Source organism: Alicyclobacillus shizuokensis NBRC 103103, from assembly GCF_001552255.1.
Taxonomy (GTDB): domain Bacteria; phylum Bacillota; class Bacilli; order Alicyclobacillales; family Alicyclobacillaceae; genus Alicyclobacillus_G; species Alicyclobacillus_G shizuokensis.
Map to the genome: position 1 here is coordinate 24,287 of NZ_BCQV01000037.1, position 22,556 is coordinate 46,842.

General features: G+C 60.4%; 21 protein-coding genes. 4 read left to right on the forward strand and 17 right to left on the reverse strand.

Translation table 11 applies throughout. The features are described 5' to 3' along the window. Positions 1 to 3 precede the first annotated feature (3 nt). The 4 genes from ASH01S_RS13790 to ligD all read right to left on the reverse strand — a co-directional run bounded on the left by ASH01S_RS13790 (position 4) and on the right by ligD (position 4,190). Positions 4 to 1,332 (reverse strand): amidohydrolase, encoded by a 1,329-nt coding sequence (locus ASH01S_RS13790; protein ID WP_067929032.1) that lies wholly within the window; start codon positions 1,330 to 1,332, stop codon positions 4 to 6. Next, positions 1,316 to 2,488 (reverse strand): S-methyl-5-thioribose-1-phosphate isomerase, encoded by a 1,173-nt coding sequence (gene mtnA, locus ASH01S_RS13795; RefSeq protein WP_373278582.1) that lies wholly within the window; start codon positions 2,486 to 2,488, stop codon positions 1,316 to 1,318. The genes ASH01S_RS13790 and mtnA overlap by 17 nt, the downstream gene beginning before the upstream one ends. Next, a complete protein-coding gene (gene mtnP, locus ASH01S_RS13800) occupies positions 2,406 to 3,206 on the reverse strand; it encodes an S-methyl-5'-thioadenosine phosphorylase (RefSeq protein WP_067929033.1) in 801 nt (266 codons plus the stop codon). The genes mtnA and mtnP overlap by 83 nt, the downstream gene beginning before the upstream one ends. A gap of 72 nt (positions 3,207 to 3,278) precedes the next feature. Then, the gene (gene ligD, locus ASH01S_RS13805) at positions 3,279 to 4,190 is read right to left on the reverse strand and encodes a non-homologous end-joining DNA ligase (protein ID WP_067929034.1); all 912 of its coding nucleotides are present in this window, start codon (positions 4,188 to 4,190) and stop codon (positions 3,279 to 3,281) included. Between the two features lie 76 nt (positions 4,191 to 4,266). Between ligD and ASH01S_RS13810 the strand changes: the two genes are divergently transcribed. Beyond that, on the forward strand, positions 4,267 to 5,154 hold the full coding sequence (locus ASH01S_RS13810; protein ID WP_067929035.1) for an ATP-dependent DNA ligase: 888 nt from the start codon (positions 4,267 to 4,269) through the stop codon (positions 5,152 to 5,154). A gap of 3 nt (positions 5,155 to 5,157) precedes the next feature. On the opposite strand, the gene ku is transcribed toward ASH01S_RS13810, so the two are convergent. The 9 genes from ku to ASH01S_RS13855 all read right to left on the reverse strand — a co-directional run bounded on the left by ku (position 5,158) and on the right by ASH01S_RS13855 (position 15,262). After that, positions 5,158 to 6,000 carry a non-homologous end joining protein Ku gene (gene ku / locus ASH01S_RS13815; RefSeq protein WP_245629089.1) on the reverse strand — a complete coding sequence of 281 codons (843 nt, stop codon included), beginning with the start codon at positions 5,998 to 6,000 and terminating at the stop codon, positions 5,158 to 5,160. Between the two features lie 45 nt (positions 6,001 to 6,045). Next, the gene (locus ASH01S_RS13820; protein WP_067929037.1) at positions 6,046 to 8,895 is read right to left on the reverse strand and encodes a helicase C-terminal domain-containing protein; all 2,850 of its coding nucleotides are present in this window, start codon (positions 8,893 to 8,895) and stop codon (positions 6,046 to 6,048) included. Between the two features lie 51 nt (positions 8,896 to 8,946). Next, entirely contained in the window at positions 8,947 to 10,125 is a 1,179-nt protein-coding gene (locus ASH01S_RS13825) for a tetratricopeptide repeat protein (protein ID WP_067929038.1), read from the reverse strand. A gap of 91 nt (positions 10,126 to 10,216) precedes the next feature. Further along, positions 10,217 to 11,254: a biotin--[acetyl-CoA-carboxylase] ligase gene (locus ASH01S_RS13830; RefSeq protein ID WP_067929039.1), complete on the reverse strand. Its 1,038-nt coding sequence runs from the start codon at positions 11,252 to 11,254 to the stop codon at positions 10,217 to 10,219. Next, positions 11,251 to 12,579 carry a CCA tRNA nucleotidyltransferase gene (locus tag ASH01S_RS13835; RefSeq protein WP_067929040.1) on the reverse strand — a complete coding sequence of 443 codons (1,329 nt, stop codon included), beginning with the start codon at positions 12,577 to 12,579 and terminating at the stop codon, positions 11,251 to 11,253. The genes ASH01S_RS13830 and ASH01S_RS13835 overlap by 4 nt, the downstream gene beginning before the upstream one ends. After that, on the reverse strand, positions 12,576 to 13,706 hold the full coding sequence (gene bshA / locus ASH01S_RS13840) for an N-acetyl-alpha-D-glucosaminyl L-malate synthase BshA (RefSeq protein WP_067929041.1): 1,131 nt from the start codon (positions 13,704 to 13,706) through the stop codon (positions 12,576 to 12,578). The genes ASH01S_RS13835 and bshA overlap by 4 nt, the downstream gene beginning before the upstream one ends. Before the next feature lie 2 nt (positions 13,707 to 13,708). Next, complete coding sequence (gene mgsA / locus ASH01S_RS13845) at positions 13,709 to 14,116, reverse strand: methylglyoxal synthase (RefSeq protein WP_067929042.1); 408 nt, start codon at positions 14,114 to 14,116, stop codon at positions 13,709 to 13,711. Between the two features lie 19 nt (positions 14,117 to 14,135). After that, positions 14,136 to 14,849, reverse strand: coding sequence for a 4-hydroxy-tetrahydrodipicolinate reductase (gene dapB / locus ASH01S_RS13850; RefSeq protein WP_067929043.1), 714 nt, complete (start codon positions 14,847 to 14,849; stop codon positions 14,136 to 14,138). Positions 14,850 to 14,926: 77 nt separating this feature from the next. After that, on the reverse strand, positions 14,927 to 15,262 hold the full coding sequence (locus tag ASH01S_RS13855) for a nucleotide pyrophosphohydrolase (protein ID WP_067929053.1): 336 nt from the start codon (positions 15,260 to 15,262) through the stop codon (positions 14,927 to 14,929). A 155-nt stretch (positions 15,263 to 15,417) separates the two neighbouring features. On the opposite strand from ASH01S_RS13855, the gene spoVV reads away from it, so the two are divergent. Continuing rightward, positions 15,418 to 16,674 (forward strand): dipicolinic acid transporter SpoVV, encoded by a 1,257-nt coding sequence (gene spoVV, locus ASH01S_RS13860; RefSeq protein WP_373278583.1) that lies wholly within the window; start codon positions 15,418 to 15,420, stop codon positions 16,672 to 16,674. Positions 16,675 to 17,045: 371 nt separating this feature from the next. Here the strand turns inward: spoVV and ASH01S_RS13865 are convergent, their stop codons facing one another. Then, positions 17,046 to 17,849 (reverse strand): undecaprenyl-diphosphate phosphatase, encoded by an 804-nt coding sequence (locus tag ASH01S_RS13865; RefSeq protein WP_067929044.1) that lies wholly within the window; start codon positions 17,847 to 17,849, stop codon positions 17,046 to 17,048. A 120-nt stretch (positions 17,850 to 17,969) separates the two neighbouring features. Between ASH01S_RS13865 and ASH01S_RS13870 the strand changes: the two genes are divergently transcribed. Together ASH01S_RS13870 and ASH01S_RS13875 are read left to right on the forward strand one after the other, a co-directional pair. Further along, positions 17,970 to 19,058: a YkvI family membrane protein gene (locus ASH01S_RS13870; RefSeq protein WP_067929045.1), complete on the forward strand. Its 1,089-nt coding sequence runs from the start codon at positions 17,970 to 17,972 to the stop codon at positions 19,056 to 19,058. A 72-nt stretch (positions 19,059 to 19,130) separates the two neighbouring features. Further along, positions 19,131 to 19,976, forward strand: coding sequence for a YitT family protein (locus tag ASH01S_RS13875; protein ID WP_067929046.1), 846 nt, complete (start codon positions 19,131 to 19,133; stop codon positions 19,974 to 19,976). A gap of 75 nt (positions 19,977 to 20,051) precedes the next feature. Here ASH01S_RS13875 and ASH01S_RS13880 read toward each other — a convergent pair whose 3' ends face one another. The 3 genes from ASH01S_RS13880 to ASH01S_RS13890 form a co-directional block, all read right to left on the reverse strand. Next, positions 20,052 to 20,822 (reverse strand): menaquinol-cytochrome c reductase cytochrome b/c subunit, encoded by a 771-nt coding sequence (locus tag ASH01S_RS13880; RefSeq protein WP_067929047.1) that lies wholly within the window; start codon positions 20,820 to 20,822, stop codon positions 20,052 to 20,054. A gap of 72 nt (positions 20,823 to 20,894) precedes the next feature. Next, positions 20,895 to 21,566 carry a menaquinol-cytochrome c reductase cytochrome b subunit gene (gene qcrB, locus ASH01S_RS13885; protein ID WP_067929048.1) on the reverse strand — a complete coding sequence of 224 codons (672 nt, stop codon included), beginning with the start codon at positions 21,564 to 21,566 and terminating at the stop codon, positions 20,895 to 20,897. A 178-nt stretch (positions 21,567 to 21,744) separates the two neighbouring features. Next, a complete protein-coding gene (locus ASH01S_RS13890) occupies positions 21,745 to 22,398 on the reverse strand; it encodes a hypothetical protein (protein WP_067929049.1) in 654 nt (217 codons plus the stop codon). Between the last annotated feature and the right edge of the window lie 158 nt (positions 22,399 to 22,556).

Genomic DNA, 22,556 nt, shown 5'->3' on the forward strand with positions numbered 1-22,556 from the left:
GGTTCACTGTGCTTTCAAGTGTGCTTCGAGGCTCCGGGCTTCATACCGAATGCGCTCGACATCAAGGGTCAGCGATTCGCGGTTGGACAATAGTTGTCGCCCGGCCACAAACACGTCGGTTACGTCGTCCGCTCCCGCCGCGTAAACGACGTTGGAAAGCAAATCGTGGATTGGCACGAAGTGGGGGCTGTCCAAGTCCAACAGGGTGATGTCCGCCCACGCCCCGCTGGTCAGTGTGCCGTGCCCCGCCGGCAAGAACGCACACTTGGCGCCCTCCTCGGTCGCCATTCGAAAGGCGGTCGGGGCGGGCACCGCCGTTGCATCCATCGTCACACCTTTATGCAGAGTGGCCGCCAACCGCATCTCCTCGAACATATCCAGATTGTTGTTGCTTGCGGCTCCATCGGTACCCAATCCCACCACAATGCCTTTTTCGAGCATGCGGGCCACAGGCGCAACCCCGGAGCCTAGTTTGAGGTTGCTTTGCGGGTTGTGGGCCACATGCACTCGACGCGCCGCCAGCACATCCATGTCGTCCTCATTCACGTGTACACAGTGAGCCGCCAACACCGGGTGTTCCAAGAGGCCGCACGCTTCGACCTGGGCGATCGGAGTTTTTCCGTAGGTTTGCAAGCTCTGCTCCACCTCGCCCCGGGTTTCCGATAGGTGAATTTGCAACGGCACCCCGAGTTCTCCCGCGAGATCGGCGATTTCGCGCAAATAGTCGGGCGGACACGTATATGGGGCGTGCGGCCCCAACGTGACCAAAAGGCGGCTGCTGGCCCCTTTCCACTGATTCACGAACGACCGTGAATTCGCCACCCCGGCCGCGCGTCCGGAGTCGTCCAATCCCACTACACCCCAGCACAGAACGCCACGCATCCCGCTTTCCAGAACCGCTTGGGCGGCGTCGTGCATCTGGAAGTACATGTCCGTGTAACAGGTTGTGCCTGAGCGAATCATTTCCCAGCAGGCTAACTGGGTTCCCCAATAAATCGCTTGCCGGGTCAGCTTCGCTTCCATCGGGTACACCTTTTCTTCCAGCCACCGCATCAAAGGCAGGTCGTCTCCAGCCCCGCGGAGCAGGGTCATCGCCGCGTGCCCATGTGTGTTGACAAGACCCGGTATGGCCACTGTACGAGGCCGGCGTATGTACTGTACCCCCGCCTCCCCACGCCAAGAGTCTGTCCTCGCTCTGTCGGCGGATACTCCCACCTGTGCCAGTGGTGTCACCGCTTGGATAATGCCGTCCTCGATGACGATGCGCACAGGTTCGTTGTACACTTCTTGTGCTGAGCACACGGCCGCGCCCACCTCAAGAATGGTTTTCATGCAATCCACCCCCGGCCTTCGCTCCCGTTTTGGCTATTTCTGTCGATAAAGCGGCGGTTATCCGCTGCGCGTTGGGATGTCGGATAACCCCTCTTTCACAAATAATACCCGTGATCAGGTCGTGAGGGGTGACGTCGAAGGCTGGATGCGCGGCGGGGGTTCCCTTCGGAGCCACCCGCAACCCGTGAAAGTGTGTGACCTCCTCGCTTCCCCGATGCTCAATCGGGATCTCCAATCCGGTCGCGACACCGAGGTCAAAGGTGGATACCGGCGCGGCCACATAGAATGGAACGTGGTGGTAGGCGGCCAGCACCGCCAGCCCGTAGGTTCCGATTTTATTCGCGGTGTCGCCGTTGGCCGCAATCCGGTCGGCTCCCACCACCACCGCATCGATGGCGCCTTGCTGCATGAAGTAGGCGGCCATATTGTCCGTGATCAGGGTATGGGGAATGCCTTCTTGGCCGAGTTCGTAGGCGGTCAAGCGCGCCCCCTGCAAATACGGGCGCGTCTCATCCACGTAGATGCGGGCCACCTGACCTCGCTCGTGCAGCGCGCGGACGACGCCGAGCGCCGTGCCATAACCCGTGGTCGCCAGCGCACCCGTGTTGCAGTGGGTGAGCAGCGTCACCCGCGCTGGCTGCGGGAACAAATCCGCCCCGTAGCGTCCAATGGCGCGATTGATGCGCAGGTCTTCTTCCGCCATCCGGTGGGCTTCATCCACGAGCGCCTGTTGCAGGGCGCTCAGGCTGGCGCCGTCCCAGTTCTGTACAACCTCGCGCATGCGTTGGGTCGCAAAGAACAGATTGACGGCCGTGGGGCGGGTTCCTTCCATTGTCTGCAGTACTTGCTCCAGTTGCCCACGGACGTCCTCTCCGCTCGTCAACCGCATCGCCGCCAATACGGTTCCGTAGGCCGCTGCCACGGCGATGGCCGGTGCTCCGCGCACTTTCATGGCGGCGATGGCCGCGGCCACCTCCTCAGCGTCCGAGTATTCCTCCCACACCGCCTCGCGAGGGAGCTTGCGTTGGTCCAGCAGGCGCAGTGTACGGCCGGTCCATTCCAGTGCGTTCAGCTCATTTCCCCTCCTCGCTGAGTTCGCCCTGTCCGCTGACCGCGTGCGGGCATGCGCAGGTGCGGGTTCCGTCCAGTTGATCAATGACCGTGAAGAACAGGTTGCGCAGGCGCGGCACGTTGGCGGCCATTTGTTCCACCACCTCGCTGTGGGTGAGCGGTGTCGGCGACAAGCCGGTGCCGTAATTGGTGACCATGCACACCGTCGCGTAGCACAGTTCACACTCCTTGGCCAGCACCACCTCCGGGACGCTGGTCATGCCAACCACCGCCCCGCCCAACTCGGCGTACATGCGAATCTCGGCCGCCGTTTCAAACCTGGGTCCGTCCGTGCACACGTACGTGCCGCCGTCACGCACCGGGATGCCCAATTGCTCGGCGCATCCCCGCAGCCGCGCGCGCAACCGGCCGCAGTACGGATCGGACATATCGATGTGCACCACGCGGCCTTCGGAGAAAAACGTGAGCGGCCGCGAACGGGTGAAATCCAAAAAATCGTCCACAATCACAAAGGACCCGGGGTGGATGTCCGGTTTGAGCGATCCGACCGCGGTGGTGGCGAACACTTGCTCCACGCCCAGTTGCTTCAGGGCCCAGATATTGGCGCGGTAATTGATGCGGTGCGGCGGCACCTGATGCCCGCGTCCGTGCCGTGCAATGAACGCGACGTGTTTGCCGTGAAAGCGCCCAACCGTAACTTCGCTGCTTCCAAAGGGTGTATTAATCACCTGGGTTGCCGGGTGTTCAAGCAGCGCCGGGTCATAGACGCCGGTGCCGCCGATAATGGCGTATTGTGCTTGCATGGATTCGCCCCTGTTTCCGTTGGGTATGTATCGGCCCCGCCAAGCCTCCGGGGAGTTGGCGGGATGATCAAATTATACGGGATTGCGGACGGATTTGGCAGTCCGGGCAAGAAGCCGCAACACTTCACGCAAATCTGCCGACGGCTGTTGCGTCATAAGGTCTCCCATCCTCTGCACCCGGTCCGGCATGTTGTCGATCCGAAACCACTCCGGACAGGCTCCGTGCGCCAGCTCATCCCAGGTCACCGGCGCCGACACGGTAGCCTGCTCCGTCGCTCGCGCGCTGTATGGCGCAATCAAGGTGCGGTGGCGGCCAAATTGGGGATAGTCGATGTACACCTTGTCGCCCCGATCCCGCTTACGCCGCTCCAGGGTCACCCAACGCGGCAGCTGCTGCTGCAGGTATTGAGCCACGGCGCGGGTGAAGGTGCGGGTTTCGGCAAACGTGTGGCCTGCGGTCAACGGAATGAACACCTGCAGTCCGGTGGCGCCCGATGTTTTGGCGACGTGCGGGATGTTCAGGCTGCTCAACAGTTCGTGCAGCCGCATCGCCACCTCGCGCACAGGCTCAAACCCGGGCACGGACGGATCCAGGTCAAAGGCGACCACAACAGGCTCCTGGTCGTTGCCGGCGCGGGTGAAGCCAATGTGAAACTCAAGGCAGGCCAGATTGGCCAGCCACAGCAGCGTTTCCGCGTTCTCCACCAGCACGTAGCGAATATGTGCCTGCCGTTCATCCGACCATACGGGTACGGTGCGCACCCAGTCGGGTGCCCCCGACGGGACATCGCGTTGGTAAAACGACGGGCCTTCGATGCCGTCGGGAAAGCGGATCATCGTGATCGGCCGCTGGCGCAGGTGCGGCAGCATGTACGGTGCCAGCGTGAGCAGGTAGCGTGCGTAATCCAACTTGGTCACGCCCGCTGTGGGCCACATGAGTTTGTCGGGATTGGTCAAGAGGATTTCGCCGCTCTGCAGCCGCATGCGTGTCGCCTCCGTTCGCTATAGGTGTGCGCATACCGGATGCAGGCATACAAGCAATCTATGGCAGGAGGGTGCGATGACGGACGACTGGTCGGGACTGATGCCGATGGAACCGGTGCTCGTGTCCGCCCCCAGTACGGACAAGGGTGTGTTTTTCCAGGTCAAGTGGGATGGGGTGCGGATGCTGATGCAGCGGCGCGGAAACGAGGTGCGGTTGTGGAACCGCAAGGGCAGGGTGCGCACCCACCTGTATCCGGAACTGGTGGCGTGGGCCAAAGAACAGGCGCAGGATGCGTTTGTCATCGACGGCGAGGTCGTCAGCCTGGGAACGGACGGACGACCCGACTTTCGGCGTGTGTTGCGGCGCGATCTGGCCAGGCGACCACGGCGGGAGATCCCGGTTGTTTACATGGCTTTCGATTGCCTGCAGCTATCGGGACAATCGTTGCTCGAAAGTCCGTTTGAACGGCGCCAGGAAGCGCTGCGCGAGGCTGTCAGCCAGTCGGGGGTTATACAGGTATGCGACAACTATAGCGACGGGCGTGACCTGTATGAACGCATGCAGGCTCTCGGCATGGAAGGCGTGGTCGGCAAGCGGGCGGGAAGCCGCTACTACCCGGGGGAAAAGCGGACCGATTGGCAGAAAGTCAAGTGTTGGCGCCATATCACCCTCGATGCTTTGTTTCTCACAGTGCGCGACGGTCGGCCAGCGTCGGTCCTGGTCGGGGAACGGGCGGATCTGGAGCACCCGGCTGGTGCGGTGGCGACAGGGATTCGCCAGGAGGATTGGGCCGCGCTGTGGGCCAGCGCCAGCCCGGCCCCCACCACATCGCGACCGCGGGAGCTGTGGTCCCTCCCTCCAGGGATCCGCCTGCACATCCGCTATCTGGATTGGACGGATTCCGGGGCCCTGCGCCATCCAGTGGTCGAAGCCATTCATTGGCCAGCCTCTGCGGCGCCGTAACCGCTACGAGCTGCGCTTTCGGCGCCCTCGCTTGGGCTTCACACCTTCTGTCAGAGCAGTGGTTGCGGCGGCATCTGGCTTGTTCGCACTGCGGCGAATGCTCTCCTGGAGCGCCTGCATGAGGTCCACGATGTTGGTCTCGGCCTCTTCCGCCGCCGGGGCGATAGCCACCTCCTGATTTCGCAGCTTTTTCTCAATCATGCCCAGCAGCGTCTGCCGCCGCTCGTCGGTATACTTGGCGGGTTCAAACGGCCCTGCCAATTGGTTGACCAGCGTGATGGCCATATTCAATTCTTGGTCACTCACCGCGGGTTGGGTGTCGATGTTGGGCAACTCCTGCGTGCCTCGCACCTCGGCTGGCCAAAACAGGGTTTCCACCACCAGCACGCGGCCGTAGACGCGCACGCACGCCAGGGTTTCCGAGTTGCGCAGGACGGTTTTGGCTACCGCCACCTTGCCGGTTTCCCGCATGGCCCTCTGCAACAGTTGGTACGCCTTGACCCCGGCCGCTTCGGGTGCGAGGTAATACGTCTTGTCGTAGTACACCGGATCGATGTCGGCCAGATTCACAAAGTCTACAATGTCAATGGTGTGCGACCGGGACTTTTCGACTTGTTTCCAGTCGTCATCGTCGAAGATCACGAACTTGTTCGGCTCATATTCGTACCCGCGGACAATCTCATCCCACTCTACAGGCCGGTCGCAATGCGGGCAAGTGCGCGTGTATTGAATCGGCGTCTTGCACTCTCTGTGCAGGTACCGAAACTTGATGTCCTTGGACTCGGTTGCCGCGAACATCCGCACGGGCACGTTGACCAGTCCAAAACTGACCGCTCCCTTCCACATCGTGTGCACGGCAAGCGCCTCCCTCCGGTCACCCATGCTGCACCGTTAGTGTACAGCGCGCCGTGGTGAACATGCATCCGACACTTGGAAGAACGTTTGGACCTTGCCAATCACCTCCGATTCCGGCGCGTATATGGGCACCACGCCGTCCAGGGAGCGGACGAAGACGCGGCCGTACCGACTCTCGACCAAGCGCCGGTCGTAGCAGATGACGGCACCCCGGTCCGAACTCGTACGAATCAGCCGCCCGAATCCCTGGCGGAACCGCACCACAGCCTCGGGCAGACTGGCGTGCCAAAAGGCACTTTGTCCCTGCTGTTCCAGTTGCTCATGGCGCGCCTTGGTGACCGGATGTGTCGGCGGCGCAAACGGCAGTCGGACGATGACCAGGGTGCGCAGCTGGTCCCCGGGTAGGTCGATGCCTTCCCAAAACGATTGTGCGCCGAACAGCACCCCATGCGGGTGTTGGCGGAACGCCTCCAGGAGGCGCGAGCGGTTTCCGTCCAGCCCTTGCGCAAACAGTTGGTACCCGGCGCCCACGAGCGGATCGCGCACGTGGGCAGCGGTGGCCCTGAGCAGTTGATGGCTGGTGAACAGCACGAGCATTTTGCCGCGGCTGGCCATGGCCAATCGATACACCGACTCAGCCAGCCACAAAGCCGCATCGTGGGTCTCCATCTTGGCCAGCTCTGGCGCATCGTTGGGCACGCAGAGCAAAGCCTGACGCCGCAGTTGGAACGGGGACGGCACCTTCACCTCCGCCAGTCGCCCGGATTTGGAGAAGTTGGCCAGCCCCAGGCGATGGGTGACGTACGAGAACCGGCCTTCGACGGAGAGCGTGGCGGAGGTCAAGACGACCGAGCTTTTCTTCGCGAACAGACGTTCCTCGAGGATGGGAGCGATGTCCAACGGTGTCCGGTAGAGATTCACGTTCCGCAGCGCGGATGCGCCTCTGACTTCGGCGCCGGCTTCAATCCACGTCACCCATTCCGGCGTCTCCTCCTGCGCCTTGTCCATCGTTTCGATGGCGGCCCCCAGCGCGGGAAAATAGCCGACTGCATCCAACATACGCCCAGCCAGTTCGTCGTCACTGGCCGCGGCTGCGTCGGCCAGACGGGACAGTTTGCCCTGCGCTCGCTGCCAGAGTTGGCTGAGTTCCGCCACGGCGCCGGCATACTGAGGCCACGCCGGGTGGCTGTGTATCTGCGCCGTCAACCGAAGCTCGTTGGCATGCGGCGGGATGATTTTAGCCAGGGCGGCAAACGCGTGGTTCAACTGCGACTCGAACTCCTGGCAGATATCCATCAATTCGGACACGTCGGCCACGAGGCTGGTCCGTCCCTGTTCTGTGAGTCGCTCATGCAATTCGGGGAGGACACCTTGCCGACCGTGATCGCGCACTAATCGCGCCAAGAGGGCGCGTATCTGCCCGTGGCGCACCTCTTCTCCCAACTGCCGGGTGGCCTCTTCCTCCAGGTGATGGGCCTCGTCGACGATGAGCTTTTCGTACGGCGGAAGGACCCGGTTCTCGGCCTTGAGGTCGGTCATGACCAGGGCGTGGTTGGTGACGACCACGTCCGCGTCGTAAGCCTGGGCGCGCGCCCGAAAGTAGAAACACGGTTTAAAGAAGGGGCAGCGCTTGTTGATGCAGGTTTCGCTCTCGCTTTGCACTCGCGGCCACACCCTCTGCTCGGCTCCGGTCATGGCCAATTCTTCCCGGCTGCCCGTCTCGGTCTCCGTCAGCCAGACCAACAGGCGCATGTACGCCCGCACCTCCTCCGGCACGTGCGTCCAACCGAGAAGCTCAGATTCGTGTCGCAGCTTGCGCATGCAGATATAGTGGGTGCGGCCCTTGAACACCGAGAGTTTCAAGGGTTCGGCAATGACGCTCCGCAGCGTCGGAAAATCTCGCTCAGCGATTTGGTCCTGCAGGGCTATCGTATGGGTGGAAATCACCACCCGCGTGTCGTTGCGCCTGGCGTACAGCACGGCGGGGATGAGATAGGCCAACGATTTGCCCGTACCCGTGCCCGCTTCGGCAATCAGGTGCCGGTCCTGCTGCAAGGCGTCCGCCACGGCAGTGACCATCTTCTGCTGTCCGGGCCGGACCTCAAATCCCGGCAAGGCGGCCGATAACGGGCTGTCCGCCGCCAGCAGCCGCTCCGATTCACTCGTCCAATCTTCGCTCGCCGTTGTCTGGCTGGGCCTATTGGTTGGGCGCGAGCTGGCCGAACGGAAGGCGAGCTGGTCAATCGTCTCGCACCCTTCTGGCAGGGCATTCGGAGCGTGTGCGGCCTGCCTATCCGCCAGTTCTGCCAGCCATTGTCCGGTGACGGCCGAATACAGGCTGGCCAACCGCACCAACGCCTGCAGCGTGAGGTGGGGTAAAGCCAAGGCCTTTTGCGACAAACCGCTGATGACACGGGCGGTGGTCAGGGCATCCGCTGGCGCTCGATGACTTTGCTCCACCTGGATGCCCAGCCGGGCAGCGGCGTCCTGCAGACGGTGGCTGCCCGCAAAGGGAAACAGGACGCGCGACAGGTCCCTTGTATCCAAGCCATCCGCGGCCGTCGGCAGCACATAGCCAACCGCCTCGCACGCGTGGGTTAGAAATTCGATATCAAAACCAACATGGTGGCCAGCTAAAGGCTTCCCTTCGATAAAGGCCAAAAAGCGCGGCAGCACCTCTTCCAATGTGGGGGCCGATGCGAGCTCTGACATCGTCATGCCGGTCAACCCTAGTATGGATTCGGGGACCGGACGAGTCGGGCGCACCAAGCTGTGGAATTGTTCTCCAATTCCGTCCTCCGTCCACTCCACCGCGCCGATTTCTATAATTTCATCTTGATCCGGTGACAAACCGGTGGTTTCAACATCGATGACCACAAGTTTCACAGATGCAGGCCCCCCTGCCTGTGGCTTGTCCCTATTGTACCAAAATGGGGGTCAATGGGGCGGGACGCTCGCATCTGCCCTATCCGAGTTCATGCGGGATATCAGCGTGCGCATCAGCGGTCCCTGCCGAATGGCCTCTGGCAGCGCTCCCACCACGCGCCGAGCCGCGGCCGCGTCCCCCCTCAGCCAGTGAAGAATGGCCAACGCAGAGAGCAGGCGAGCCTGGCTAGGCTGGGCGGCAATGGCTTTTTTCAGCGCGGCGACGGCCGCTCCCGGACCGGCGGTGTGCCACAGTGAAAACGCCAGTCGAATCGAATTGCCCGGTTCAGCCGGTGCTGCTTCCACCAGCTTGCAGGCGTACCCCTGGGCTTGTTGCCAGTCGTCAGACTTGACCGCCAGCCGCCACAGCAAAGACAGGAGCCCGGGATGCCGAGGGCGCTCCTCCAGGACCTGGGTTGCCACCCGTCGGGCTTCAGCGTGTTCGCCCAGATTCATGAGTGCCTGCACCAAGAGACAGGCCGTCTCCGTGTCTGGACCCGGGCCCAGCTCCAACGCTTGTTGGAAGGCGGTAGCCGCCGCCGGCCAGTCGCCCATCTTTCCGTAGCAGATCCCCAAATTATGCCACGTGTCGGGGTAGTCGGGCAGGATAGCCACGACTTCGTTCAGGCAGTAAACGGCCTGCGTGAGTTCACCGGATTGAAAATAGACCTGTGCGGCGATCTCGCAGGCGGCGCAGTACACGATCTCGTCAGGTTGCTGGGCCAAAATCGAGCGGACTTGGTTCAGGGCCGCCTGAGGTTGCCCGGCCAAGCGCAGGGCGGAAGCGAAGAGCAAACGGGCGGGCAGTGGATCCGGGGCAGAGGATGCCGCCTGGGCAAGCGAGGAGATGGCGTCGTCGTACATGGCTAGATCGAAATAGCCAAGCCCTCGGCGCAACGAGTCCAACCACTCGCCGCCCTCGGGGTCCAGCGGTGGCAGCACCGTGGACAACCAGTGGCCCAGGGACGCCGCTTTCTCATCCTGCGCACGCCCACTGACTTCGTCGCAGCGGGCGGCCAGGTCCAGGATTTGATCGCAGATGTTTGACCATTCCTGTATCCTATCCTGGGCCATCTGCCAAAATTGCTCTAAACTTCTGATCACGTCGGATTTCGGACCAGCCGCCCCATGTTGCAGCCTGGATTCCATGTCCTGCAGGGCGCGCAAAACCATTTCGGTTTCTCCCGGCATGAAAACCCCTCCCATCCTCGGCTTAGGATGGGCTGATCTGACGGGGTGGATGCGGGGCACACGAAGTGTCGAGGCCGAGGAAGCGGTTGGGCTAAGGCTGGGATTCACCTTGGGCCAACAGCACTTCCCCACTATGAATTGGCAGCCGGACGCCGTTGTCGAGCCGCAGTTGGAGGACCCCGTCGTCATCCAACCATTCTGCCAGTCCTTGATATGTATTGTGGCCTACGGTCACTTCTACACGTCGCCCCAGCGTCGCACTGTGGGCTCTCCACTCGTCCGCCACCTGGCGAAATGCGGACTGACCCTCGACCAGCCGGTCGTACATCGGCTCCAATTCGGTCAGGATGTCCGCTGTAAGATCGACATGGGAAATCGGCTCCCCGCGGTACGCGGCCAGCGAGGCGGCTTTGGCGTTCAGGTCGGTAGGCAGGTCGACCGGCTGTACATTGGTGTTGATCCCGATGCCGAGCACCGCGTAATCCACCGTCTCGCCGTCGGTTCGCATCTCAGCCAGAATGCCGCAGACCTTGCGCCCGTCGCAAAGGATGTCGTTGGGCCACTTGATACTCAGCGGAAACGCAGCTTGCTTTTGGATGGCGCGATATACAGCCACCGAGGTCACCAGGGTTAACTCGTGCGCCACCGCCAGGGGCAGCGATTGGCGCAGAATCAGCGACAGCCACAACCCCCCGGACGGGGACACCCAGCTTCGGCCCCGTCGGCCGCGTCCGCCAGTTTGGACCAGGGCGTTGACCAAAGTCCCGTGTGGTGCACCCTGTTGTGCCAAGCGAAGCGCCAATACGTTGGTCGAATCGACTTCCGGCTGCCAGACCACGGGGCGGCCAAACCGCGCCTGCTCCGGCAGGCGCTGCCACAAAATGGGGCCCAGTAACAAATCCGGAACCCTCTCCAGCTGATAACCGCGACGGGTGGCGGCAGAAAACTCAAAGCCCAATTGTTCCAAACTGTGAATGTGCTTCCAGACAGCGGCGCGCGTCAGGCCCAGCTGTCGGCTCAACTGGGCGCCCGAGACACGGTGCTCCTTGGCGGCCAGAAAGGCGGCAAGGATTTGATCGCGCACAGAGACTTCCCATAGGTTGGAAGAATAGGCGGATTCTACGCTCATCGCAGGCCTCCTCCTTCGCGGTGCGAAGCATGCAGGTCTGACAATCGCTGCGTCAGCCATTGCAGCAAGGTGTACCGTTCGTTTTCGATCTCGCTGCGCAAAACGGCCTCTGCCAACAATCTCAGCGCATCCCCCACCTGCTTTCCGCGCAGACCGAGCGCGGCCACATCATGGCCGTTCACGGCCAACTCCGACAGCCGGTGCAGGGGCTGGGTACGCAGTCTGTCCCTGAACATGGCCAGCCGGTTTTGGGTGACCGGAGACAGCGTATCGAACACAAAGCACACCCAACCGACCAGGGCGGCCGGACGTTCAAACAGGGCTTCACGCCAGGCACAATCCGACCAATCGACTGGATCCTCTACGGCCAGGGACATCATGTTCTGAACGTCTCGTCCTACTTGCTTGGGCCAGGCGAAGCGGCGGATAGCCTCGACCGTCTCGTCGGTCGACGCCCCCGTCAGGCGGCTCAGCCAAAACATCCATGCGCTGACCGTCGCCCACTCGTGCTGCCAGCCCAAGTCCAGGAGCACAGTTTGCCAGCGTCGGCCAAAGCGCGCCTGCGCGGCCTCGGTCGTTCCGACGGCGGCGGCTCCTTCCCGCAGCGCGGGCTGCCACTTTGGCCACGGATGCGGATACACGGTCAGCCACGGGCCAGCGCTCCACAGGGGCCAGGCCAGCCACCACATGGTTTGCACCATGCGACGCATCTCTTGGCCCAAGCGTTCGTTGGAAACGCTTTGCAACCGTTGCGCCTCTTGATGCATCGCTGTCAGGGTTTGTGGCTCAATCGCAAAACCGAGTTGGCTGACAAAGCGCAGGGCTCGGACGATGCGCAGGCCATCTTCAGCGAAGCGATGGCGCGCATTCCCCACCGCCCGCAGGCACCTTTGCGCCAGGTCGGCCAGGCCGCCGAACGGATCGATAATGTGGCCCGAGATGTCTGCAGCCATCGCGTTGACGGTAAAGTCGCGGCGAGCCAGGTCCTGGACGAGGTCGTCGGTGAACGTCACCCTATCCGGACGGCGCCCGTCACTGTACGCCGATTCCGTGCGAAAGGTGGTCACTTCCACCGGCCTCTTGCCTGTCCAGACGGTGACCGTTCCATGCCGCAAGCCGGTCGCCAGGGTGCGCGGAAACCATTGCTGGATGCGATCCGGACGTGCATCGGTGGCAATGTCGTAATCGTAGACGGGTTGCCCGCGCAGTCCATCGCGGACGCAGCCGCCGACCAGATAGGCCTGGCTGCCGTGTTCAAGCAACGTCCGCATCACACCGGACACGTCATCGGGAAGTTCCGGCAAGCGGGGAAATGAGTTGGTCATTGGGCTCTCTCCTGACCCAAAGCCTGCTCGTACAGTCGCTCGTATTCGGCCACCTTGTCTTCAAGACAGAACAGTCGCATCGCCCGCGCTCGACCCGCCTCCCCCATGCGCAAACGCAGGGCTTCATCCGTCAACAGTCGCATCACCAGTTGGGCCAGCCGCGAAATGTCCCCCACTGGCGCCAGCAGTCCAGTCTCTCCGTCCGCCACCACCTCGGGGATGCCACCGGCGGTGGTGCCCACCACGGGCACTCCGCTCGCCATGGCCTCGAGCGCGACCAAACCAAAGCTCTCCTTTTCGGACACGAGGAGAAAGACATCGGACGCCTGATAGAGCTCCGCGACCTCGTCCTGTTTGCCCAGGAAGTGGACCCTCTCCTGCAATCCCAGTCCGGACACCAGTTCCCGTGCCGCGCTCAACTCCGGGCCTTCCCCGACCAACAACAGCCGACTCGGGATGCGCTGATTGACGAGGTGAAACACCTGAATCAGGTCGAGCACCCGTTTGACCTTGCGGAAATTCGAAATGTGCAACAAGATCCGTTCCCCGGGCCTGGCAAAGCACTCACGCAAGCCCGTGGCCGCGGGATGGAACACGTTCGGATCGACAAAGTTATGCACGCACTGAATCGGCGTATCGATGTGAAACAGCTCCTGGGTCTGGCGGGCCAAGCTGTGGCTGACGGCGGTTACAATGTCGCTTTTGGTCAATCCCAGTTGAATCACGCGATACAGGCTCTTGTCCTGCGCGAGCACGGTAACATCGGTTCCGTGTAGGGTTGTCACCACGCGCACCGGGTGGCCGGGCAACATCTCCCGCGCGAGAAACGCCGATACAGCAAACGGGAGCGCGTAATGGACGTGCAGGATCTCCAAATCGTACTGCGAAATCACGTCGGCCATCAGCGCCGCCAGGGTAAAGTCGTGGGGCGGCGTGCGCAGGACCGGATAGGTCATGGTATCGGCTTCGTGCAGGTAAATGTTCTGGTGAAACTCGCCTAAACGAAAAGGCACGTCCGTGACGATGAAATGGACCTGATGGCCGCGGTGGGCAAGAGCCTTGCCGAGTTCGGTGGCCACAGCGCCAGAACCCCCGATGGTGGGGTAACAACTGATGCCAATCCGCATCGTCACGACCCCTCAGGGTGCACCGCCTTGCGCCAGTTCAGGTCACCGCGTTCAAGCGCCCGCATCAACGCTTCCGCCGTCGCCAGATTGGTGGCGACCGGAATGTCGTGAACGTCGCACAAGCGCAGGAGAGCTGAGATATCCGGTTCATGCGGCTGGGCGGTAAGCGGATCGCGCAGAAAGATGACTAGGTCCATCGCATCCTCTGCTATCTTCGCACCAATCTGTTGGTCTCCGCCGTATGGACCGGAGAGGACGCGCTGAATGTGCAGACCCGTGGCGTCCATGATGCGCCGTCCTGTCGTGCCCGTGGCGAACAGGGTGTGCTGGGCGAAGATGTGCTGGTAGGCGACGGCGAAATTGACCAGTTGTTCCTTCTTCGCATCATGTGCAATGAGTGCGATGTTCATTCCGTTCACTCCTGTCCGGTTACCAGAGAATGTGTTCCAAACCATGGACCATGCCGCGAACGCGGCCGACCTCCGCGCAGGCGGCCAAGATGCCCGGCATGAAGCTTTGCCGTGACAGCGAGTCGTGCCGAATGGTCAATACCTCGCCGGTGCCGCCGAACAACACCTCCTGATGGGCCACCAAGCCCGGCAGGCGAACGCTGTGGATGGGCACGTCCCTCCCCAGTTCCCCTCGCATCTGCTCGGCGGTTCTGCGCGCGGTGCCGGACGGAGCGTCCTTCTTCCCAGCGTGATGCAGTTCAATGATCTCCGCGGCTGGCAAGAACCGAGCGGCTTCGCGGGCAAACCGCATCATCAACAGGGCCCCAATGGCAAAATTAGGGGCTGCGATCCCGCCGATGCCCCGCTCTAAACAGGCCTCGTGCCATCGCTTGACATCCGCTTCCCCGTAGCCGGTGGCTCCAACCACCGGCCGAATACCGTTGGCAATGGCGAAATCAACGTGCTCGACCACGCTCGTGGAATCGGTGAGGTCCAACCATACATCCGGTCGAGTTTCTAGCAACAATTCCGACTTGTCCTGAAACACTGGCCAGTCTTGCTGGGCTTGTCCGCGGCTACGCACAAGCCCTCCCACAACGGCAAAACGCTCGTCGGCACTCAGCGCTTGTGCTGCCTCCCGCCCCATTTTGCCGTGAATCCCCGCAATCGCGACTCGAATCGGATCTGGCATTTATATCCTCCTGCTTCTCTTAGCGCTGTCTTTTCAGCAAACTAGCCGTTTGTATGCACGTAACCTCCAACGCAGGCTCACTGGTCGGCACGGGAACGGCTCGTCTCCGCAGGTTTGATGCGGGTCCAGCGGTCGTGGTCCCGTGTCTCAAACTTGTGCATGACGGAGCGGAAAGCTTCGTCGAGATCAATCTCCAAGCGATTGGCCAGGCAGCCGATGACAAACAGCATGTCAGCCAATTCCAGGGCGATGCTGCCCTCTGGCTCGTCTGGCTTCTTCGGTTTTTCTCCGTACGCGTGGTTGACCTCCCGTGCAAGCTCTCCCAACTCTTCGGCAAGCCGCACGACCAAGGTCATCGGGGAAAAGTAGCCTTCTCGAAACTGGCTGATATAGGCATCGATGCGCTGTTGCATCTCGGTGATAGTCACGGACGTCCCTCGTTTCTGACCTGCCTTTGTCTGCTATTATAGCGAACTCCGTCCCTAAAACATAAACCTTGGGCTTGGACATATGTTTTAGTGATGTCTTGGACCTGTGGCGGTGTGCCGCGATGAAGGAGATGAAGCGGTTGAAGCGATGGTGGAAAAGCGGCCAGCTCTCGACCCTGTTGCTTGGGACAGCTGTCGTCGTATTCACGATAGCTTTGGTGATTTATCCCAAGCAGAGCGTGGAAGCGGGATTAGTCGGGCTCAAGCTGTTCTGGGATGTGGTGTTCCCGTCTTTGCTGCCATTTTTCATCCTGTCGGAATTGATGCTGGGCCTGGGAATTGTACGGGGCTTCGGCGTCCTGCTGGAACCCTTGATGCGTCCCCTGTTCAGCGTCCCCGGTGTGGGCGCCTTCGCCCTCTCCATGGGGCTGGCGGCCGGCTATCCGATGGATGCCGTAGTCACAGCACGCTTTCGCGAGACTGGGATGTGCACACAAGTAGAAGGAGAACGGTTGCTGGCTTTCACCAATACAGCAGACCCCTTATTCATGTTTGGCGCCGTGGCCGTTGGGATGTTCAAGAGTCCGGAACTGGGAGCCCTGCTTGCCGTTGCGCACTACGTTTCATCTTTCCTGGTGGGCGTCACCTTTAAGTTCTGGGGGCGTGGCAGCGACGTCACTCGTTCGCAGGCGGTTCAGGAACGCGGGAATATCCTGCGCCGCGCCTATCGTGAGATGATGAAAGCCCGCGAGGAGGATGGCCGTGGTTTCGGCAAATTGCTCGGTGCGGCTGTCACGGAGTCGGTACAAACCCTCCTCATGATCTGCGGCTTCATCGTGTTTTTTGCCGTGCTTATCGAGATCCTGAATTTGTCTGGCTTGATGCGCGTCATCGGCTGGCCAGTGGCCTTTCTGTATCAACTGTCGGGCATCCATCCCAGCCTCATGAGCCCTACGATGGCCGGACTCTTAGAGATTGACATCGGCACAGCCCAGGCTGCGGCCTCCAGTGCACCCATGCTGCAGAAAGTTGCCCTGGTCAGCGCCATTATTGCCTGGAGCGGTTTGGCGGTTCACGCTCAGGTCGCCAGCGTCCTGACCCAGACGGATATCCGCATGACGCCCTACTTCGTGGCTCGGTTTCTGCATGCCGTTTTGGCCGCAGGAGTGACCGTCCTGTTTTGGCTGCTCGGTGTGGGCAGACCGGTGGCGCACGCGCTGGCCGACAAGGTGCCCGTATTTGCTGCTGCCACAAGCGGGGCCAGTGGATCGCCATGGATGGTGACCATGTGGCACGGGGTCACGGCCTGGGCTTGGCTGATTGCCGCTCTGCTTGCGCTGTCGCTGGTATGGACGCTGATGCAGCGCCTGCGCCTGCTGGTAAGGCGCGCGCGTTGAGCGCCTGGGTGCGGTCTGTCCATGCTCTCCCTGGCGGATATGTCGCACCGCCGTCACCATCATGTCTGGGAATCTCCCCCATCGAGCATGGGGGACTCCAGCCCCCGCCGTTCGCGTGCGCGCGAATAGCCGCCGGCGGCGCACGCAACGCCAGAGAGCGTGACACACGCGTTTGCAGCTGGATCGCCGCCAAAATCCGCCTCTATCACGTGGGCAACCTCATGGAGTCAGGCTCAACTCAATAGCGCGTCGAGCCTCCTGGATCTGCTCTTCATCGCCCATGTCATGAGCGTATTCCAAGTGAAGGGGCAAGCGGCAAAATACCCTCAACCACATCCGTAGGTATTTCGCCGCTTACCCGGGTGCGCGGATCAAAACAGCGGTGGGAACCACCTGTGCAACGTCACCTGGTCAAGGAGAATCCAGGCTGCCAGCGCCCATACATATACGGCGAACACGCGCATGCGAGCCTTCCGCAACAACCACAAGGTGGCTCGCACGCCGACGTATCCACTCACTGCGGCCGCTGCCATACCCAATCCGAGATTGGACCATTCGACGTGCGCGAGAACCGACGGGGTTTCCATCAGCTCCTCCAGCTGCACTGCCGTCGCTCCCAGGATAGCAGGTATAGAGAGAAGAAACGAGAAGCGTCCGGCCGCCTGGCGGTCCATTCCCCGCCACAACCCGCCAGCTATGGTCAGGCCAGAACGGGATAATGCGGGGAGGATGGCGGCTGCCTGGAAAGCCCCAATGCACAGGGCGTCCCAAACCTGCATGTCCTCCTCCAGCTTGCCGAACGTGGGGGCACTGTCCATCCACCAGAGGATGACACCGGTAATGACAAATTCGAGCCCCACCGTCCCACCGTGGGCAAACACGTTTTCAAACCAGTCTTCCAACAGGATGCCGGCCGCGGCTGTGGGAATCAGCGCCGCGTACAACATGCGCGCTGTCCACGACCAAGGATGTTGGATCAGCCATCGGATGTCTCGCCGAAAGGCCGCACCCACTGCCACCAAGGTTCCCACGTGCACGCACACCACAAACAACAGTTGCTCATTTCCAATGTGCCAGATCCGTTGCAACAGAACCAGGTGTCCTGAGCTGCTGATCGGCAAAAACTCTGTAACTCCCTGCACAACGCCCAAGATAACGGCTTGGAGATGGGTCATGGCATCTCTCCTCGCTTCATCCTGACGGGGGTTGATTTATGTATATGGCTTGTCTCGACAAACATGTCCAGGGTCTGAACCCGTGGGCTCGGCCATATGGTGTAAGGGGGGGGATGTCCCATGACCGGTACACAGCGCGTGCGCGCTTTCCAGGTCGCCTGCACCTACATCGGCACAGTGGTGGGAGCTGGCTTTGCTTCGGGGCGAGAGATCTACCAGTTCTACGGCCGGTTTGGATTCTGGGGTGTATTGGCCATCCTAGCTTCTGTAGCTTTCTTCAGTTGGATTGGGTATCGCATGATGGCCTTGGGGTCCTCCTTGCAGGCTCAATCCTTTCGCGATGTGGCCATCCACCTGTTCGGCCGCTGGCTGGGGGGCGCTGTCAATCTGATTCTCCTGCTGATGCTGTTCGGCGTGAGCGCCACCATGATGGCCGGAACCGGTGAAATGGCGCGGGAGAGCCTCGGTTTGCCGTTCGCGTTGGGCGTGTGGGTGACCTTGGCTGTCACTTTTCTCACCCTGTTGCGTGGCATGTCCGGCGTGATGCGAGCAAACAGCGTCATTGTGCCCGTCTTGATTGCCGTTATCCTGACCACCGCTGTCCGGTCCGCCTGCGTTCCAAATGGCGTCCAGCGTGCGCTTGAGGCCGGTTTTCTCCTGTCGACCCCCAAGCCCCTCACGGCGGGCATGTACGCCGTGCTGTACGTCGCCTTCAATACCGGATTGGCCGCTGGCGTTCTGATACCGCTCGGCTGCAAGGTACAGGACCGTCGGGTGCTGCAGGCGGGCGCGCGGTCTGGTGCCGTGGCGCTCGGATTCATGCTGGTAGCCGTGACGTTCACGCTCTTGGTCCATCACCCGCAGGCGATCCGTTACGCGGTTCCTATGGGATTTATCGCATCGCAATACGGCGGCTTGCTACAATGGCTGTTCAGCTTCATTTTGTGGGGCGAGATTTATTCCACGTTGGTGGGCAACGTGTACGCCATCGGCAGTCAGATGCCCGTTCCCCGGCGATTGACTCGCCCCGATTGGGTTCGCGACCTCTACCATTTGGTTCTGTTGCTGTTGGCCGCGGCGCTCAGCAGCGTGGGTTTCACTCGCATGGTGGCGTTCGGCTATACGTTGTTTGGCTGGGTCAGCCTGCTTTTGTTGTTGGCGCTCATGTGGCCACACCGATTTTGCCCCAATGACTGCCAAAATCTATAATGGAGGTTAGAATTGGCGGATGGTACGTCTTTTCGACGCCTTGTGTTCATTCTCGGCTAAAGGAGTTTTTGGATGCAGCAGCGACACCTCGGAAAAGAGATCTGGAAGTGGATTCAAATCCTGGCCGGTTCCTTGATATACTCATTGGGCCTCAATGCGTTCTTGGTGGCCAATCATCTTGCTGAAGGCGGCTTCGTCGGCATCTCGCTGCTCTTGTTTTACAAGCTCCACTGGCCAGTCGGATTGACCTTCTTTATCATCAACATCCCGCTTTTGTTTCTGGGAGCGCGCATCTTTGGCGTCGGATTCATCGTGAAGACGGCGGTCGGAGTCGGAGCGGTCTCATTGTTCACCTCGCTGACCAGTCAGCTCAAGGTCCCCACCCATGACCCCTTGTTGGCAGCCCTGTATGCCGGAGTCGTGACCGGCTTGGGCCTGGGATTGATTTTTCGATCCGGTGCGACCACGGGGGGCTCCGACATCATTGCCCGTTTGGTGCGCCACAGGTACGGGATCGCCATGGGCAGAGTCCTGTTCGCCATCGATTTGTGTGTCATCGGTTTGGTCGTCATTGAGGTGGGACGCGAAGTTGCGATGTATTCGCTGGTGGCCCTGTTTGTGGCCAGTCGAGTGATTGATTTCGTCATTGAAGGTGTCAAGACGGGCAAGGCGTTGACCATCATTTCAGATCGCAACCGGGAAATCGCATCCGCGATTCACGAACGGCTGGAACGCGGGACCACCATCCTCAAGGCTACCGGGGGATATACCGGACAAGACCGTCCAGTCGTCTACTGCGTGGTGCCAAGAGAAGAGGTTACTCGAGTTCAACAAATCGTGACAGAGACTGACCCGAGGGCGTTTGTGGTCATTAACGATGTACATGAGGTGTTGGGCGAGGGATTCACATTTGACTGATCCAATACATGCGAGGTCGGCACAGGGGGACGCACGCCCCCCGTACGAATCCGATGTCGAGTTGCGGCTGCAACCTCAATACCCTCCGCCGCTGTGACTCTGTTTGACGAGCCAAGCCACCACCTGATCAACCTGTTTGTCGCTGGAGAGCCCGCCTTTCGGCGGCATACCCCCACTTGGATTTTCGACAAAGCCCTTGAGTTGATTTTCATCCCAGAAGTGACCGATGGCGTAAATCGGGGGCCCGATATGCCCCTCGCCCTTCGACCCGTGGCAAGTGGCGCACGTGGACTCAAACAGCTTGTATCCGGGCATGTTGGTGTTGCTGAATTTGATTTGTGAAGCAGGCACCTGCTTCAATTGGGGCAGATTGGCGTTGCTACTGAGTTGTCCGGTTTCTGCCAAGTGCTGAACGCGCGCTTCGTTGGTCAGCCAGATGACGAGAAAGGTCACGAGCACCATAGCAGCAGTGGCAAGCGGGCGTTTGTAGGGGTGCCGTTCTGTGGAGACATCTAGCCACGGCGTAAACAGCAGAAGCAACGTTCCGATGAGCGGCACGAGGACGACGCCTACGACAATCTGGGATCCCGGATAATACTTTAGAATTTGGTAGAGAAAAAGAAAATACCAATCGGGAATCGGGATGAACGTTGTGTCATCCGGATTGGCCTTTGGCCCTAAATCCACTGGATTGAACACAATCCACAGCGCGAACGCAAAAAGGAATACGGCACCGACTATCCATTCCTTGAGCAAGAAATTTGGGAAAAACGGCTCATATCCTGAATGCACCTGCAAACTGTGCCGGTACCTCGGGGTACCTGGAATGCGCTCGCCTTCAGCCATATCCGTATCTCCTCGCTTTCAGGCACAATCGGCACTGCGACGTCTCGATGATGGCTCGCCTGACTCTTGTCCTCACAGCGGCCCTGAAATGTGTTGGGTCCGGATCATGATAAAGTGTAGGGCCAACAGGACAAGCAAAGCAGCGGGCAGAAAAAAGACGTGGATGGCGAAGAAGCGCGACAGGGTCAAAGCCCCCACATAATGGCCTCCCAACAGCAGGGTTTGAATCCAAGGGCCAATCCACGGGATGGAACCTGCAATCTGTGCACCCACGCTGGTCGCCCAATAGGCTTTTTGATCCCACGGCAGCAGGTAACCGGTGAATCCAAAGGCAAGTACGACAAAGAAGATAAGGACTCCAACCACCCAGTTCATTTCTCGGGGTTTCTTGTAGGCGCCTGTGAAAAACACGCGCAGCATATGCAGGAACATCATCACAATGACCAAGCTGGCACCCCAGAAGTGCATGCCCCGGACAACTTGGCCGAGCAACACCTGGTCGTCAATGTACTTCACACTGTACCAGGCATTGTTGATGTCAGGCGTATAATACATGGCCAAGAACATGCCGGAGAGAATCTGGGTGGTGATGACTAGAAAGGTGAGACCGCCGAAACAGTAAATAAAAGCTGACATCTTGATAGCCGGATTGACATGAGGCGGCACGTCATGGTCGGCGACATCGCGCCACAAAGGGGTGACATTCAACCGCTCATCAATCCAATCATACGCCTTTTTCAGCATTCTGTTTCATCACCTGCCCTGAGCTTCCATATCCCAGTCTTAGTGTTTCCCTTTGCCAGACTCGGCCCTCAAAACGAAATTTTCCTGCAAATAGTGGCAGACTCTAGCTCCCCAGCGCTCGACGGGAGTATGTAAACGAGATGTCTGCTGCACGCTTTCATCTTATCTTTCACAACTTTCACGTGTCAAGTTGGGATTGGTCTGCTCCAATCGGGGCTTGCCGCTGAGCATGGGCATGGGCCGTTTCCTGCCACATGCGTTCCACCGCCGCTGCGGCAACTCGCACCCAGACCTCCATGATGCGCTCTCCCTCCCTGTGCATGGACTCGGCAGTGGCCGACGAGACACCAAGGCTGTGGAACTCGGGCCGGGATCGATAATCCATCGAGGTCATAGACAGATACATCCATGCATCCTGGTGTCGGGCAGCAGGTATTCGACGTGATAGCCACTGCCACCAATCACAGACGAGCCATTCCATGCTGTCGCTGCTCAGCCGCTGAAAGCTCCTGGGTAATTGCCTGTCGACCATCACGATGCCAAAGCGAATACCAGGGTCTATCGAATCGTGCAGTGCGTTCTCCAGCCACTGGGGTACATCCGGCGTTTCCGGTGCAGACGTGAGGCGAAAAGTGGCCCCCAGCTCCAACGAGGCGATCCGTCCCTGATAACGCTCTGTCAAGCGGTGGACGATTTGCTGACAGATGATGCGAGATGCACCGTACGGAATGGCCACGTCAAAGGGCTCCAGCTGCCAGGCGCCAAGCAACACGGTGTCTACATAGGGTCGAATATTTTGGTACTGATGCGGTGTCCACCACTGAAGTTCCACCTTCTCGCCCCTTTCAGAGCATCCGTCATTCGGAATGCTTATTTTGACCATACCACAGATAAAAGATAGAGAACGCAATTTGGGGTTGTCTTCACCAAAATGCCTGTCAAACGTATGCTGGGAACGATAAAGCCATAGAACACAAAAAGCACCTGGGA